At 55.0% G+C, this 14,584-nt stretch carries 13 protein-coding genes; 12 read left to right on the plus strand and 1 reads right to left on the minus strand.

Annotated features, from left to right (window positions below; all coding sequences use genetic code 11):
• The first annotated feature begins 2 nt into the window (after positions 1–2).
• The 8 genes from CPZ25_RS00805 (at position 3) to CPZ25_RS00840 (ending at position 9,543) form a co-directional block, all read left to right on the plus strand.
• Positions 3–905 (plus strand): MerR family transcriptional regulator, encoded by a 903-nt coding sequence (locus CPZ25_RS00805; RefSeq protein ID WP_096919369.1) that lies wholly within the window; start codon positions 3–5, stop codon positions 903–905.
• 254 nt (positions 906–1,159) lie between these two features.
• Positions 1,160–1,642, plus strand: coding sequence for a GNAT family N-acetyltransferase (locus tag CPZ25_RS00810; RefSeq protein ID WP_096919370.1), 483 nt, complete (start codon positions 1,160–1,162; stop codon positions 1,640–1,642).
• A complete protein-coding gene (locus CPZ25_RS00815) occupies positions 1,639–1,944 on the plus strand; it encodes a DUF3781 domain-containing protein (protein ID WP_074616175.1) in 306 nt (101 codons plus the stop codon). Before CPZ25_RS00810 ends, CPZ25_RS00815 begins: the two co-directional genes overlap by 4 nt.
• 31 nt (positions 1,945–1,975) lie before the next feature.
• The gene (locus tag CPZ25_RS00820) at positions 1,976–2,236 is read left to right on the plus strand and encodes a hypothetical protein (RefSeq protein ID WP_133067071.1); all 261 of its coding nucleotides are present in this window, start codon (positions 1,976–1,978) and stop codon (positions 2,234–2,236) included.
• 99 nt (positions 2,237–2,335) lie between these two features.
• A complete protein-coding gene (gene vanR / locus CPZ25_RS00825) occupies positions 2,336–3,025 on the plus strand; it encodes a VanR-ABDEGLN family response regulator transcription factor (protein ID WP_074616174.1) in 690 nt (229 codons plus the stop codon).
• Positions 3,018–4,139 (plus strand): sensor histidine kinase, encoded by a 1,122-nt coding sequence (locus CPZ25_RS00830; RefSeq protein WP_096919372.1) that lies wholly within the window; start codon positions 3,018–3,020, stop codon positions 4,137–4,139. The genes vanR and CPZ25_RS00830 overlap by 8 nt, the downstream gene beginning before the upstream one ends.
• An 88-nt stretch (positions 4,140–4,227) precedes the next feature.
• Positions 4,228–5,172 (plus strand): D-alanyl-D-alanine carboxypeptidase family protein, encoded by a 945-nt coding sequence (locus CPZ25_RS00835; protein WP_096919373.1) that lies wholly within the window; start codon positions 4,228–4,230, stop codon positions 5,170–5,172.
• A gap of 87 nt (positions 5,173–5,259) precedes the next feature.
• Positions 5,260–9,543: a hybrid sensor histidine kinase/response regulator gene (locus tag CPZ25_RS00840; RefSeq protein WP_096919374.1), complete on the plus strand. Its 4,284-nt coding sequence runs from the start codon at positions 5,260–5,262 to the stop codon at positions 9,541–9,543.
• Positions 9,544–9,587: 44 nt separating this feature from the next.
• On the opposite strand, the gene CPZ25_RS00845 is transcribed toward CPZ25_RS00840, so the two are convergent.
• Positions 9,588–9,821 carry a type II toxin-antitoxin system MqsA family antitoxin gene (locus CPZ25_RS00845; protein WP_058695061.1) on the minus strand — a complete coding sequence of 78 codons (234 nt, stop codon included), beginning with the start codon at positions 9,819–9,821 and terminating at the stop codon, positions 9,588–9,590.
• A 240-nt stretch (positions 9,822–10,061) separates the two neighbouring features.
• Here CPZ25_RS00845 and CPZ25_RS00850 point away from each other — a divergent pair, with 240 nt between their 5' ends.
• From CPZ25_RS00850 to CPZ25_RS00865, 4 genes are all read left to right on the plus strand, one after another.
• Positions 10,062–10,703 carry a hypothetical protein gene (locus CPZ25_RS00850; RefSeq protein ID WP_096919375.1) on the plus strand — a complete coding sequence of 214 codons (642 nt, stop codon included), beginning with the start codon at positions 10,062–10,064 and terminating at the stop codon, positions 10,701–10,703.
• Positions 10,704–10,758: 55 nt separating this feature from the next.
• Entirely contained in the window at positions 10,759–13,362 is a 2,604-nt protein-coding gene (clpB, locus tag CPZ25_RS00855; RefSeq protein WP_096919376.1) for an ATP-dependent chaperone ClpB, read from the plus strand.
• Positions 13,363–13,575: 213 nt separating this feature from the next.
• Complete coding sequence (locus CPZ25_RS00860) at positions 13,576–14,139, plus strand: YdeI/OmpD-associated family protein (protein WP_096919377.1); 564 nt, start codon at positions 13,576–13,578, stop codon at positions 14,137–14,139.
• Between the two features lie 24 nt (positions 14,140–14,163).
• A complete protein-coding gene (locus tag CPZ25_RS00865) occupies positions 14,164–14,553 on the plus strand; it encodes a hypothetical protein (RefSeq protein ID WP_096919378.1) in 390 nt (129 codons plus the stop codon).
• The last annotated feature ends 31 nt before the right edge of the window (positions 14,554–14,584 follow it).

Here is a 14,584-nt window from a genome sequence, read left to right on the forward strand (position 1 = left end):
TAGTGAGAACCGTAAAGCAAGTAGCAGCGCTGACTGGCGTGAGCGTGAGGACGCTGCAGTATTATGATGAGATTGGCGTGTTTAAGCCCACCGAGGTCACAGAGGCGGGGTACCGGCTCTATGACGATGAGGCCCTGAGAACCCTTCAGCAGATTCTGTTTTTTAAGGAGCTGGATTTTCCGTTAAAGGATATCCGGGAAATCATGGCTGACCCTGGCTTTGATAAGACAAGGGCCTTTAAAAAGCAGCGGGAGCTGCTGCGGGCCCGGCGAGACCGGCTCAACAAGCTCCTCGACCTTCTGGATAAGCTGGAAAAGGGCGAATCCTGCGTGAGCTTTGAAGCCTTTGACCTGAGCGAATACCTGCGGATCCTGGAGGAATTTAAAAAAGAGAACACCGCGGACATCGTCCGCCACTGGGGCAGTGTGGAGGCCTTTGAGCAGTTTATGAAAAAGGTGAAGGAGGACGAGACCCACATCGCGGAGCTCGCAATAAAGCAGTACGGCAGCGTCGCAAAATACACTGCGGCCATGAAGGACAGCATCGCTCATTTTTCCGAGAATATGGAAAAAATAGAGGCCATGAAGCAAAACGGCGCCATCGAAAAAAACGCGGCCCTCATGGAGGCGCTGTACAGCAGCAGGGAAAAGGACCCGGCGTCGCCAGAGGTGCAGGCCATTGTAGGCGAGCTCATCGCCCTGGGGGAGGAAATGAACCTGAACATTGACAAGGGCGAGCACTACTGGGATATGATGATCGACTGGTACCTCCACAACGACGCGGTCATCAAAGCCATCGACGCACAGAAAGGCCCCGGGACTTCGGCCTTTGTGGGGCGGGCGCTTGCGTGTTATTTTGGAAAAGAGCGTGTCCGCGTTCAGATGCATGAAAAATATGGCGTATGACGGATTATGAGATTATTTATACAGAGAAAGCTATTTCAAGCGGGCTTTTCCGTCACGAAAACCGAGTAAATCAAACAGGGGCCTGATCTGCGGTCAATCCGCCAAAGCGGACTTTTGGCCAATAAAGGGGCATCGTACTGAGAGCACGGCACAATTTTGTGCCGTGCTCTTTTGGCTTTAGGCCAGAATCCGCCCGGGAAAATAGACGGGGTGGGCGGATTGTGGTAAAATGTTGAGTAAGGAGCGGCCACACAATGAATATAATGATACGGGAAATCCGGGAGACGGAAATCCCAATGCTAAAGGATTTTTTATACGAGGCGGTCTTTATACCGCAGGGGGCCGAAGCCCCGCCGAGAGCGGTAGTGGACACGCCAGAGCTGCAGGTCTACGTGCGTGATTTTGGCAGACAGGCGGCAGATCTTGGCCTGGTGGCCGAGGTAGATGGAAAAGTCATCGGGGCGGTCTGGGCGCGGATTATGGAGGACTACGGGCATATCGATGCCCGGACGCCGTCCCTTGCCATCGCCCTTTTTAAAGCATACAGGGGCCTTGGAATCGGCACAGAGCTGATGCGGGCAATGTTTACCAGGCTCGCGGAAAAGGGCTGGGGGCAGGTCTCTCTGTCGGTCCAGAAGCTTAACGGCGCGGTCAGGCTGTACCGGCGCCTTGGCTTTGAGGTAGCAGACGAAAACAGCGAGGAGTACATCATGGTAAAGGAGCTGGGCAGACAATGAATGATTTAGTGGCCAATATTGACAGGCTGCACACCACCGAAATGGGCGCGGCGCGCATAAAAAGGAACCTGTCCATCGGGGATGTGGACGCTGTGCAGTGGTGCAGGGCGAGGATACTGGACCGGGACGCCGTAATGGAAAGAAGGGGCAAAAACTGGTATGTCCGCGTGGGGGGCTGTGAGATCACCGTCAACGCCCACAGCTATACGGTCATCACCGCCCATAAAATAAAAGAGCAGCGGCCAGGACAAAGCAGGGTCAAAGGGAGTAAAAAAGATGGCGGTTATCTGCCAGAAGATTAGCGGGCTGGATTTACGCGGAGGGGAGCAGACAATGTCGAAAAACCTAAAGGCAATGCTTTTTTCAGAAAATGGCATGAAAATTGTGAACACCCTGTTTTTGATCCCTGCTTTTTGCGGCGGCGGTGTGCTGACCATTTTAACCTACAGCCTCTGGCTGTTTTTTCTGGCCGGCTCGGTCAAACGCACAGAATCGAAGGCTATGAGGGCCTTTTATGTTTTGCTGGCCTTTTTTGCGGTGGCGGTGGTGGTGTGGCAGCTGGCCTGGCTGGTGATGGGGCTGTTTCTAATTTAAGAAAATCTTAAGAGGTCTCTAAGAAAAAGACAAGGACATTCAGGCAAAGTTCAGGTACAATAAAAAGAGAAACCATCACACTTAAAAAGGAAAAGAGAAATGCAGACCGAAATATTAGTAGTAGACGATGAACCGGAAATCGCGGATCTGGTGGCCCTTTATCTGGGCAATGAGGGTTTTGCGGTGCGCCGGTTTTACAGCCCAAAAGAAGCCCTGGACTCCGCCCTCGAGGCTCCGCCGGAGTTAGCGGTGCTGGATGTGATGATGCCCGGGCTCGACGGCTTTACCCTGTGCCGCAGGCTCCGGGAGAAGTACACCTTTCCCATTATCATGCTCACCGCCAAGGAGGAGGAGATCGACAAGATCACTGGCCTTGCCATCGGCGCGGACGACTATGTGACCAAGCCCTTCCGGCCGCTGGAGCTGGTGGCTCGGGTCAAGGCCCAGCTGCGGCGCTCCCTGCGCTACAACGGCGGCCAGCAGGAGGCCGAGGCCACCGCCGCCTACCGGGGGCTGTTTCTCAACCGGGAGACCCATGTGTGCACCCTGGACGAAAAGCCCGTGGAGCTCACGCCCATCGAGTTTTCCATCCTGTGGACCCTGTGCAAAAACAGGGGGCGGGTCATCAGCTCCGAGGAGCTGTTTAAAGAGGTCTGGGGCGAGAAATATTTTACGGGCAACAATACCGTCATGGTTCACATCCGCCATCTCCGGGAGAAAATGCAGGATTCGGCGGAAAACCCGCGGTATATAAAGACCGTGTGGGGCGTGGGGTATAAAATTGGATAATCCGTTTAAAAGGCTGAAGCGCAAAATCCTGATCCAGGTGCTGCTGGCCGCTTTGGCCGCCCTGGCTGCGGGCTGGGTGCTCATGACCCTGTTTGTGGACGGGGTTCTCCAGGACAGCTTTGCTGACTACGTGGTTTATGTTTTCGCCCATTTCACCAGTGGGGAGCGGGCCGAGGCACTCTACCGGGAGATTTTCCAGAGCAATAAAACGCTGTGGATGGCCGCGGGCTATGTGCTTTTGCTCTGCGCCATTTTTTACTGGGGCATGACGCGCTTCACCCGGTATTTTGAGGAAATCAGCCAGGGGGTCGACGCGCTGGCCGACGAGAAGGCAGGGGACATCGAGCTGCCCCCGGAGCTGGATTTTATGGAGAAGAAGATGAACCAGGTGCGCCAGTCCCTGGAAAAGCGCGCCCGGGACGCGCGCGAGGCCGAGCAGCGAAAAAATGACCTGGTGGTGTACCTGGCCCACGACATTAAAACGCCGCTGACTTCGGTCATCGGCTACCTGAACATTCTGGAGGAGGCGCCCGACATGCCCCTTGAGCAGCGGGCAAAATACACGAAGATCACCCTGGACAAGGCCTGCCGCCTGGAGCAGCTCATCAATGAGTTCTTTGATATCACCCGCTTTAACCTGCAGACGGTGGTGCTGGAAAAGGAGCAGGTCCACCTCTCCTACATGCTCATGCAGCTGGTGGACGAGTTTTACCCCATTTTCGCGGCTCAGAACAAACAGGCCGAGCTTAAGACAGACGGCGGCATCGACCTGGAGGGCGACGCGGACAAGCTGGCCCGGGTGTTTAACAATATCTTAAAAAACGCTGTGGCCTACAGCGATCCGGACACAGTCATCGAGATCGAGGCGAAAAGGGCTGGGGAGGCTGCAGTTGTCACCTTTAAAAACAGGGGACGAACCATTCCGCCCCACAAGCTCGAGAGCATTTTTGAGAAGTTCTACCGGCTCGACGCGGCCCGTTCCACCGCCTCGGGCGGCGCTGGCCTCGGGCTTGCCATCGCAAAGGAGATTGTCCTGGCCCACGGCGGCGGCATCAAGGCAGAGAGTGCCTCCGGCCTCACCACCTTCACCGTGACCCTGCCCCTGCGGGGTTAAGAAAATCTTAATGGGAACCTAAACAAAGGTTAAAAAACGCGGTTTCTTTCTGTGGTTTAATAAAGCCATGAGAAAGGAGCTGTTTTTTATGTATGACAACCGAAGAAAAAGCAACCGGTACAAAAGAAAGCGAAAGTCCGGCGGGCGGGTGGCTCTGCTTGCGGCCATGGCGGGGTTCGGCCTTTATGCCTTTATTTTTGCCTTTAAGCTCATAAGCCCCGCGGGGTCTGCGCACCTGGTGAGCGCCATGGGCGGCGTGAGCCTTTACAGCGAGAGCGCTGTACTCATACGCCTGGACGACGGCGAGACCCTTTATGAGAAGAACAGCGGCGAAAAAATCTACCCCGCCTCGCTGACCAAGCTCATGACCACGCTGGTGATCCTGGATCAGTTCGAGGATCTGGATCACACGGTCACCCTGTCCGAAGCTGTTTTTGACCGCCTGAGCGGCTCCGGAGCCTCCATGGCCGGGTTTTTACCCGGTGAGCGGATTACCCTGAGAGACCTGCTCTACGGCTGCATGCTGCCTTCCGGGGCGGACGCGGCCCTGGGGCTGGCCTGCGCCACCGCGGGGTCAGAGGCGGATTTCGCGGCGCTCATGAACCGCAGGGCAGCAGAGCTGGGCATGGCCCACACGCATTTCAAAAACGCCACCGGCCTGCACGATCCCGGGCATTACACCACCGTCTCCGACATGGCGCGCCTGCTGAGGGCAGGGCTTGAGGACCCGGATTTCCGGGTGCTGTTCACCACCCTTTATTACCAGACAGCGCCCACCAACAGGCACCCCGGCGGCCTGGGCCTCAGCAGTACCCTGAACGCCCTCATGGATACGCCTTGCCCGAACGGTGTGACCCTCCTTGGCGGCAAAACCGGCTATACCGAGGAGGCTGGCCTGTGCCTGGCCTCCCTGGCTCAAAGGGGCGGGCGGGAGTATATTGCCGTCACTGCCGGGGCGCCGGGCAGCCATGAAACCTCACCCCGCCACCTTGAGGATGCCTTCCGGCTTTATGGGCTGGTGGATTGCGTTTAAGCGCCTTCTGTGGTAGAATTAAACCATTACAGCAGACTCGTGAAGGGAGTCCCCGGCGCCTTATCAAAGCCCGGGCAGGAGGGAATTATGATGATGGAAGAATATTTGTCCGTGCTGGGGGCGGATCAGACCGCGTCGGTGCTGGATAATGCACCGGTCGCGATTTATGTCAGCGCACTGGACAACTGGGAGCTGCTTTACGCGAACCGTCTGGCAAAGGCGCGTTTTTCAAAGCAGCTGTTAAAGCCGGGGCTGACCTGCTATCAGGCCGCGGGCCAGGACCGCCCGTGTCCCTTCTGCAGCGCGGAGAAAATGAGCCGGGAGACGCTTTTAGTCAGAAAGTTCAGCCACCCGCAGACCGGACGGGTCTATGAGCTCAGCGGGAAGATCATTGACTGGGCGGACCGCCCCGCGCAGATTGAGTACATCGTGGATATCACCGACAGAGAGCGGGAGGAGGCGCGGTCAAGATCGCTCAGGGCTGAGCTGGAGGAAACCTTTACCAGTATTCCCTGCGGCCTGTGCGTTTACCAGTTTGACGGCGTCCAGATTTTGCCCGTGTTCCATAATCCGGCCTTTTATGAAATCATGGGTTATTCCGAGGCGCATATAAAGGATGTGGAGCAGTCCACCGAATTCCTGGGGGTGCATCCTGAAGATGCGGAAGAACTGCGGCAGAAAATCCAGAAAGCCATTTTGTATAACGGCACCACGCACCACACCTACCGTGTTTTTAACGACCGCAAGGGGGAGTACCGATGGATCCGGCTGGACGGCTCAGTCAAGGAAAAGGAGGACGGCGCCAAGCTTTTATACGGGGTTTACAGCGACATCAGCGAGTCGGTGCGCCTGGAAAAGGAGCTGACCGCTGCCAACGAGAAGCTTGAGCACATTGTTAACGCCATTCCCGGCGGCGTGGCCAGCTACCGGGTGGAGGGAGACCGCTTTATCCCGACCTTTTTTTCCGACGGCATCATGGCCCTCTCCGGCCATACCCGGGAGGAATACCAGGCGATGGTGCGGACCGATGTCTTTGATATTATCTACGAGGCCGACCGGGAGCGGGTGCACGCGGCTGCCTGCGCCGCGGTTAAAAGCGGCGGCGTCCTGGATGTCTCCTACCGCATGCGCCATAAGGACGGCAGCCTGGTCTGGATTCATCTCAACGGCCAGTGCATGGGGCCTTTGTCTCAGGATGCCCAGTTTTACGCAGTGTTCACCGGCATATCGGACGAAACCCGCCTTTTCCAGGGCATTGCCAACGAGATTGCCGACGGAGTCTATGTCATCGACAAGTCAAACTATGACCTGCTCTATGTGAACGAGTCCGGCGCCCTTTTTAGGGAGGAACGGAGCTGCGCGGACCAGAAATGCTATAAGGCGCTGTTCGGAAAGGATGCGCCCTGCGCCTTCTGCACCCTGAAGACCCACGCGCCCGACGGCAAAAGCCACAGCATGGACACGGGAGAGGCGGGGCGCTTCTACAGCACACGGTTTAAGGAGACAAACTGGAATGGCATCCCCTCCTATATTAAATATGTGCAGGATGTGACCGAGGAGGTCCGCGCCCAGAAGGAAAAGGAGCGGATGGAGGAATATTTCCAGACAGTGGTCAAAAACCTGCCCGGCGGCGTGGCGGTTATCCGCTGCCTGGAGGATGGCCGCATGAAGCCCGAGTACATTTCCGACGGTTTTGCCGAGCTGTCCGGCATGCAGCTGGACAGAGTCTGGCAGATCTGCAAAGAAGACGTCATGGCCGGCGTTCACCCCGAAGACCGCAAAAAAGTGGGTGAGCGCATGGCCGAGTACATCCGAAACGATGAGAACTACTGTGAAATGGTCTACCGCCTGAGAAGGGGCGACGACTCCTATGTATGGATCAAAAACACCCTGTCGCTCATAAGGGGCAGCAGCGGTGAAAAGCGCATCTACGCGGGCTATCACGATATTACAAAAGAGCGTGAGGAGCAGGAGCAGCTGCGCAGAAAGTACAACGATCTCATCATGCAGCACTACCGCAGGCCCGATCCAGACGCCCTGATCATCGGCCACTGCAATGTGACCAAAAATCAGATCATCGAAATCATGGACCACACCGGCTCCGATCTCCTGGAGACCTTTGGAAATGTCCGGGAATCCTTTTTTACCGGGGTCTCCAGGCTGGTGGTGGACCCGGACGAGCAGCAGGCCTTTTTGGATAACTACCTCAACGCGCCCTCGCTGGCCGCCTTTGAGGCCGGTAAAACCGAAGTGGTCATGAAAAGCTATATCAAGCTGCCCACAGAAGCCCATGGGCGCTATGTCAAATTTAAGGTAAACCTGGTGGAGACACCGGATACTGGCGACGTGACCGGCATCCTGACAGTGACCGACATCACAAAACAGACCATCTCGGAGCGCATGATGGGCAAGCTGGCAGTGGCCAGCTACGACCTGGTGGCCGAGGTGGATGTTCTTCAGGACCGCTACCGGGTTATCTCAAAGGACGACGCCTACAGCGACATACCCGAGCAGGAGGGCATTTATTCGGAATGGATCAGCGAGCTGGCGGATTCCAGGGTGGTGCCCAAGGACAGAGCCCAGGTCGAGCAGCTGTTAGATGTCCGCACCCTGCCGGAGCAGCTCATGAAAAAGGGAGACTACTCTTTTTCCTATTCCGTCATGGGTGAGAAGGGCGAGCTGCTCTTTAAGAACATGACTGTCTCCGCGCTCGATATGCGGCTGGGGCGTGTCTGCCTGGCCAGAACCGACATTACCGATTCCATCAGAGAGCAGCAGGGACTGCTGAACGTGATCGCCTATACCTTTGAGATGATCGGCTTTATCGACATTGACACCGGGCGCACCACCATGTACACCCGCCAGATTGTGCTTGAGAGCCTGCCGCCCTATGTGATCGAGGATTACACGAAATCCGCGGGCCGGCTCGCAGAGTTTTATGCCTCGGACGAGGGGCAGGACAATGCCCGGAAGCAGTTTAGCCTGGACACCCTGCGCGGCCGTCTGGAGAAAAAGCCAGAGGGCTATGATTTCGTGCTGCCATACCGCCTGGGCGAGGGGGAAATGCGGTACAAGCAGATTAACGTGCTGTGGGGCGACCAGAACCAGAAAACCGTGTGCCTGGTGCGGGCAGACGTCACCGACATGCTGGCCTCCGAGCGCGCCACAAAGGCAGCGCTGGAAAAGGCGCTGTCACTGGCGGAAAAGGCCAACCAGGCCAAGAGCGATTTTCTCTCATCCATGAGCCATGATATCCGCACGCCCATGAACGCCGTTATGGGAATGACCACTCTGGCCTCGGCCCATCTGGACGACCGCGACCGGGTCAGGGACTGCCTGGATAAAATCGCCGTGGCCTCAAGGCATCTGCTCAGCCTTATCAACGATATTCTGGACATGAGCAAGATCGAGCGGTCGCAGATTACCCTGAACCACTCCGCCATCGCGGTTTCCGACCTGCTCCGCCAGGTGGACGCCATGATCGCGCCCCAGGCCGCGAACAGTGGCCTCGCCTACAGCGCCCGTTCGAAGAATCTCCGCCACCCCTATTTTTACGGCGACCCGCTGCGCATCAACCAGATTTTGATCAACCTCCTGAGCAACGCCATCAAGTTCACGCCCGAGGGCGGCAGGATCGAGCTGTTGGTGGAGGAAATACCCCCGGTTAAGGCGTCTTCCGCTGTCCGCTACCGGTTCAGCGTCAGCGACACTGGCGTGGGCATGTCCGAGGAATTCCTCATTCATGTATTTGAGCCCTTTACCAGAGGCCGAAACGTGACGCGTATCGAGGGAACCGGCCTTGGCCTCAGCATAACCAAGGGTCTGGTAGATTTGATGGAGGGCGAGATCACCGCTGAAAGCCAGGAGCGCGCAGGCACCATTTTCCGGGTGGAGCTGGAATTTACAGCCGCCCAGAGCGCGTCTGAGATTTCCCCGCAGCCTGAGGAGGAATGCCTGGGTTTTTCCGATGAAAAGCTGCTCGCAGGGCGCTGCTTCCTCATCGCAGAGGATAATCCCATCAACTCCGAAATCCTCAGTGAGCTGCTGAAAATGCTGGGCGCCGTCTCCGAGATCCGGGTTAACGGCGCCGAGACTGTGGAGGCTTTTAAGCGCGCTGTGCCAGGCACCTACGACGCGGTGCTCATGGATATCCAGATGCCTGTGATGAACGGCTTCGAGGCCACAAGGGCGATCCGAAGCCTGCCTAGGCCCGACGCGCGCGCCATCCCCATTGTCGCCATGACCGCCAACGCCTTCGCCGAGGATATCCAGGCTGCCCTGGACGCGGGCATGAACGCCCACGTGGCCAAGCCTGTGGATATGAAAATCCTGCGCGCCACACTGTGCAGGGTGCTTAAAAATAAAGCATGAGGATGAAACTAAAAAAGATCGGCACAATTTTGCGCCGATCTTTTTTAGGCTGCTGCTGTAGTGTTGTATTCGATAATCAAGAGTTCGCTTGCCAGATTTTCCGCGGTTTGCATTAAATCCTCAAGTCGGTCAATGGTGTCGCCATCAAAGTATTCCTCGCCGCACTGGCGGCATTTTGAGCAGGGCACGTTTTTAACAATGAGAATGCAGTTTTTTAACTGTGAAAAAAAAGTTGTCTGTGCGGGTTCCATGGTTCCGCCGCAGGTAAAACACTTCATGCTTATTTCTCCTTTCGCGTTTTAAGATCTTCTTCCCATTCTTCTGAAGGTTCCTAAGCTTTTCCAAGGAATCCACAAATTTTCGTCCGTTTTTCGATTTTTTGGGTAATATTTATTAATGAAGTCTTTTAATTCTTAAAGTGGATTAAGAAATACAATAAAATGTTATATGATTTACATAAATCATTTGACAAAATATTGGTTAGGGTGTATGATTAATGCATAGACGAGGTGAAAACTATGAAAAAAAGTGTATATAGCCTGATGCTTTTTGATGAGATCGTTGAAAAGATCGATCAACTGGCATATGAAAATAATACCAACCGCTCTCAGCTCATCAACGATATATTAGCTGAGAAGATCGGTCTCGAGACGCCTGAACAGCAGGTGCAGAAAATACTGGAGCAGCTGGACCAAAACCTCAGCGATACCCTGTCGGTGAGCCAGATCAACAAAAACTCCAGCATCCAGTTTGGCAAAAGTCTGAAATACAAGTACCGGCCAAAGGTGCGGTACAGCTATGAGTTTGTTAATGATAACGGGCAGAAATACGCGGTGCTTAAGGTAAGCTCCCGTACCAAGTCCGAGGATTTGAACGAGCATTTTGACCAGTTTTTCCAGAAAATCTGTAACATTGAGCGCAAAAACAGCGAGGTGGATGAAAAGGACAGCGAATACCTGACCAACCACAAATTCATCCGTGAGTTTAAGGAAAACGGTGCGGTGCAGAACGGTGTCGGCAGCGTCACCAATTTTCTGACCGAGTACCTGCGCATGATCGATTCCGCCATGAACCTCTATTTTGAGAGCAGCGGCGATGAAAATCTGGATCAGGAGCTCGAAGCGCTGTATGAACGGTTTTTTAAAGAACCGGAGAAATAAAAAACGCCGCCAGACGGCTTGACATACAAAATTTAAGAGAAGTAGGTGATATTTAATGGACATGAACATGTTAACACAGAAATCAATCGAAGCGGTTAAAAACGCCGAACAGATTGCCATAGACCATGACCACATGGAGATTCAGCCGGAGCATCTGCTCCTGGCGCTGCTGACTCAGGAAAACGGCGTGGTCGGAAGATTATTTGAACGGCTGGGTAAAAACACCTATCCGATTGTTGAAGAATTAAAGGGCGATATTGACAATATGCCCAGCGTGACCGGCCCGGGACGCGAACCCGGAAAGGTTTATATCAGCCGCGACACCGACAAGGTCATGAATGAGGCTTATAAGGAAGCCAAGAAGATGGAGGATCAGTACATCTCCGTCGAGCATTTGCTGCTGGGCTTTTACAGCCTGAGCCGGCAGAACGCGGCGCTGGAACTGCTCACTCGCCACGGCGTCACAAAGGACGAGGTCTTAAAGGTCTTAAAAGATGTGCGCGGCGGCCAGCGGGTCACCAGCGACAACCCCGAGGGTACCTATGAGGCCCTGACCCAGTATGGGCACGACCTGGTGCAGGACTGCATCGACAACAAGCTGGACCCGGTCATTGGCCGTGATTCTGAAATCCGGCATACCATCCGTATTTTGTCCAGAAAGACCAAGAACAATCCAGTGCTCATCGGGGAACCGGGCGTTGGTAAAACCGCCATTGTCGAAGGTCTGGCTGCCCGGATTGTGCAGGGCGACGTGCCCGAGGGCTTAAAGGACAAGCGCATCATCTCTTTAGATATGGGCGCGCTGGTAGCCGGCGCCAAATACCGCGGCGAGTTTGAAGAGCGGCTCAAAGCCGTCTTAAAGGAAGTGAAGGACAGCGACGGACGCATCATCCTGTTTATCGATGAGCTCCACACCATTGTAGGGGCCGGGAAAACCGAGGGTTCCATGGATGCCGGCAACATGCTCAAGCCCATGCTGGCCCGCGGCGAGCTCCACTGTATCGGTGCCACCACACTGGACGAATACCGCCAGTATATTGAAAAGGACCCGGCACTGGAACGGCGTTTCCAGTCGGTACTGGTCGATGAACCGACGGTTGAGGACACCATTACCATCCTCAGAGGTTTAAAGGAACGCTATGAAATCTTCCACGGTGTCAAGATTCAGGATAACGCCCTGGTCTCCGCGGCAGTGCTTTCCAACCGGTACATTACCGACCGTTTCCTCCCCGATAAGGCCATCGACCTTGTGGACGAGGCCTGCGCCATGATCCGTACCGAAATTGACTCCATGCCCGAAGAGATGGATGAGGTCAACCGTAAGATGATCCAGCTGGAAATCGAGGAAACCGCCCTCAAAAAGGAAGAAGACAAGCTCAGCCGTGAGCGTCTGGAACGGATTCAGAAAGAGCTGGCCGAATACCGCGACCGCTTCAATGAAATGAAGATCCAGTGGGATAACGAAAAGAACGCGGTGGAATCGGTTCAGAAGATCAAGGAAGAAATCGACCGGGTCAACCACCAGATCGAGCTGGCCCAGCGCGAGTCTGACTATGACAAGGCCGCAGAGCTGACCTACGGCAAGCTGCCGGAATTACAGAAGAAGATGAAGGAAATGGAGGAAGCTGCCGAAGCCAGAGGCGAAGGCGAATCCCTGATTCGTGAGAGCGTGACCGAGGACGAAATCGCCGAGGTGATTTCCAACTGGACCGGTATTCCTCTGAGTCGCCTGATGGCAGGCGAACGGGAAAAACTCCTGAACCTGGAAGATACCCTCAGAAAACGCGTGGTCGGCCAGGAAGAACCCATCGAAAAGGTGGTCGACGCCATTATCCGCTCCCGCGCGGGCATCAAAAACCCCAACAGCCCCATTGGCTCTTTCCTGTTCTTAGGACCGACCGGGGTCGGTAAAACCGAGCTGGCCAAAGCCGTCGCTGCCAACCTGTTCGATTCCGAGGACAACATGATCCGGATCGACATGAGCGAGTACATGGAAAAATTCTCCGTGAGCCGCCTCATCGGTGCACCTCCGGGATATGTTGGCTATGAAGAAGGCGGCCAGCTGACAGAAGCCGTACGGCGTAAACCCTATTCGGTCATTCTCCTGGACGAAATCGAAAAAGCCCATAAGGACGTGTTCAACGTGCTGCTCCAGATTCTGGACGACGGCCGTGTGACCGACTCCCAGGGGCGGACCATCGACTTTAAAAACACCATCATCATTATGACCAGCAACATCGGCTCCGAATATCTGCTCGAGGGCATCGACGCCGAGGGCAACATTCTCATCGAAACCGAGGAAGCGGTCATGAATTCCCTGAAGAATTACTTCCGGCCCGAATTCCTCAACCGTATTGATGAGATCGTGCTGTACAAGCCACTCACCAAGCGCTCCATCGGCAGAATCGTTGATCTGATGATGGCCGAGCTCCAGAAACGCCTGGACGACAAGCGCATTGTGGTCAAGCTCAGCGAGGACGCCAAGGAAGCCGTCATCGATCAGGGTTACGACCCCAGCTACGGCGCCCGCCCGCTCAAGCGTTTCCTGCAGAAAAACATTGAAACCATGATCGGCAAGGAAATTATCCGGGGCAACCTGGATGAAGACCAGGTGGTCACCGTCGACTTTAAGGACGGCCACTTTATCATTGAAAAATAAAGAACGACACACGCAGAGATCGGCGCAGATTTGCGCCGATCTTTTTTTGCAAATAAAACGGCAGACAAAAGCTTTATCCAGCATAAAAAGAAATGACCAGAGGCAGAAAGCATGCTATAATCATCATATACCGCCGGGGACAGTGCGCCGGGCGGCCATATTTGCTTTCAGACACTGTGAAAAAAGAGCGTTCAATATTGTGGAGGAACAACGATGCGTGAGCCGTTATATTTTAAGACCCGCGACGCGTTCAGAGGCTGGCTGGCGGATAACTGCCAGTCCAGTGACGGCGTCTGGCTGGTATTTGGAAAAACAAAAGCGTTCGTGACTGTAAAAGCCAGTGAGGCACTGGAGGAAGCCCTGTGCTTTGGATGGATTGACGGCCAGATGAAGCGGGTTGACGACCAGTCCTACATCAAATACTTTTCCGCGCGCAGAAAAAACAGCAAATGGTCCGCAAAAAACAAGGCCCTGGCAGAAAGCCTTGAAAAACGTGGGCTGATGACAGACATCGGCAGGGAAAAGATCGAGGAGGCCAAGAAGAACGGCCAGTGGGACAGCGCAGTGAGCCCCTCTGCCATCACAGAGGAGCAGATTGAGGCAGTCGCCGGACTGCTGCGGGAAAACGAATTGGCCCACACCAATTTTCAGAACATGCCGCCTTCTGTGAAAAAGACCTATACAAGAGCCTATCTCGACGCCAAAACAGAGGCCGGACGCGCCAAACGCCTGGCGTGGATGACTGGCCGGCTGGAGAAAAATTTAAAGCCCATGTGATCAGGGAAAAAAGGAGAAGCGTTTGTGAAATCAAAAGCCGTTTTTCGCACCGCCTGCGGCATTGCCGCCCTCTGTCTGATAGCCAGTGTGATTTTTGGCCTGCGGGGACACGCCAGCGAAACAAAGGTGGTGGTCGACAAGCCTTCACCCTATACACAGGAGCAGATAGAAGCTGCGGCGCGCGCTGTCAAATGGGATGTTAAGCGGCGGTTTGGCTGGGAGCTTCTCGAGCTGACCTACGAGGACTGCGGCGTTTTAGAAGATGGGAAAAGCGCCGTGTTTTTTAAAGCTATGATCCGTACGGGCTTTCTGACAGATGGCAGCGCCCCGCCGCGCAGTATGCTGTACTGGGGCTTTTGGGTCGCCCAACGGCCGAACGGCGGCTGGTCTGTGGTGCGCTGTGGGTATGGGTAAAAGACGAGGATAGGATTGGCCCTGCGCTTAT

The organism is Eubacterium maltosivorans (genome assembly GCF_002441855.2).
GTDB lineage: Bacteria > Bacillota > Clostridia > Eubacteriales > Eubacteriaceae > Eubacterium > Eubacterium maltosivorans.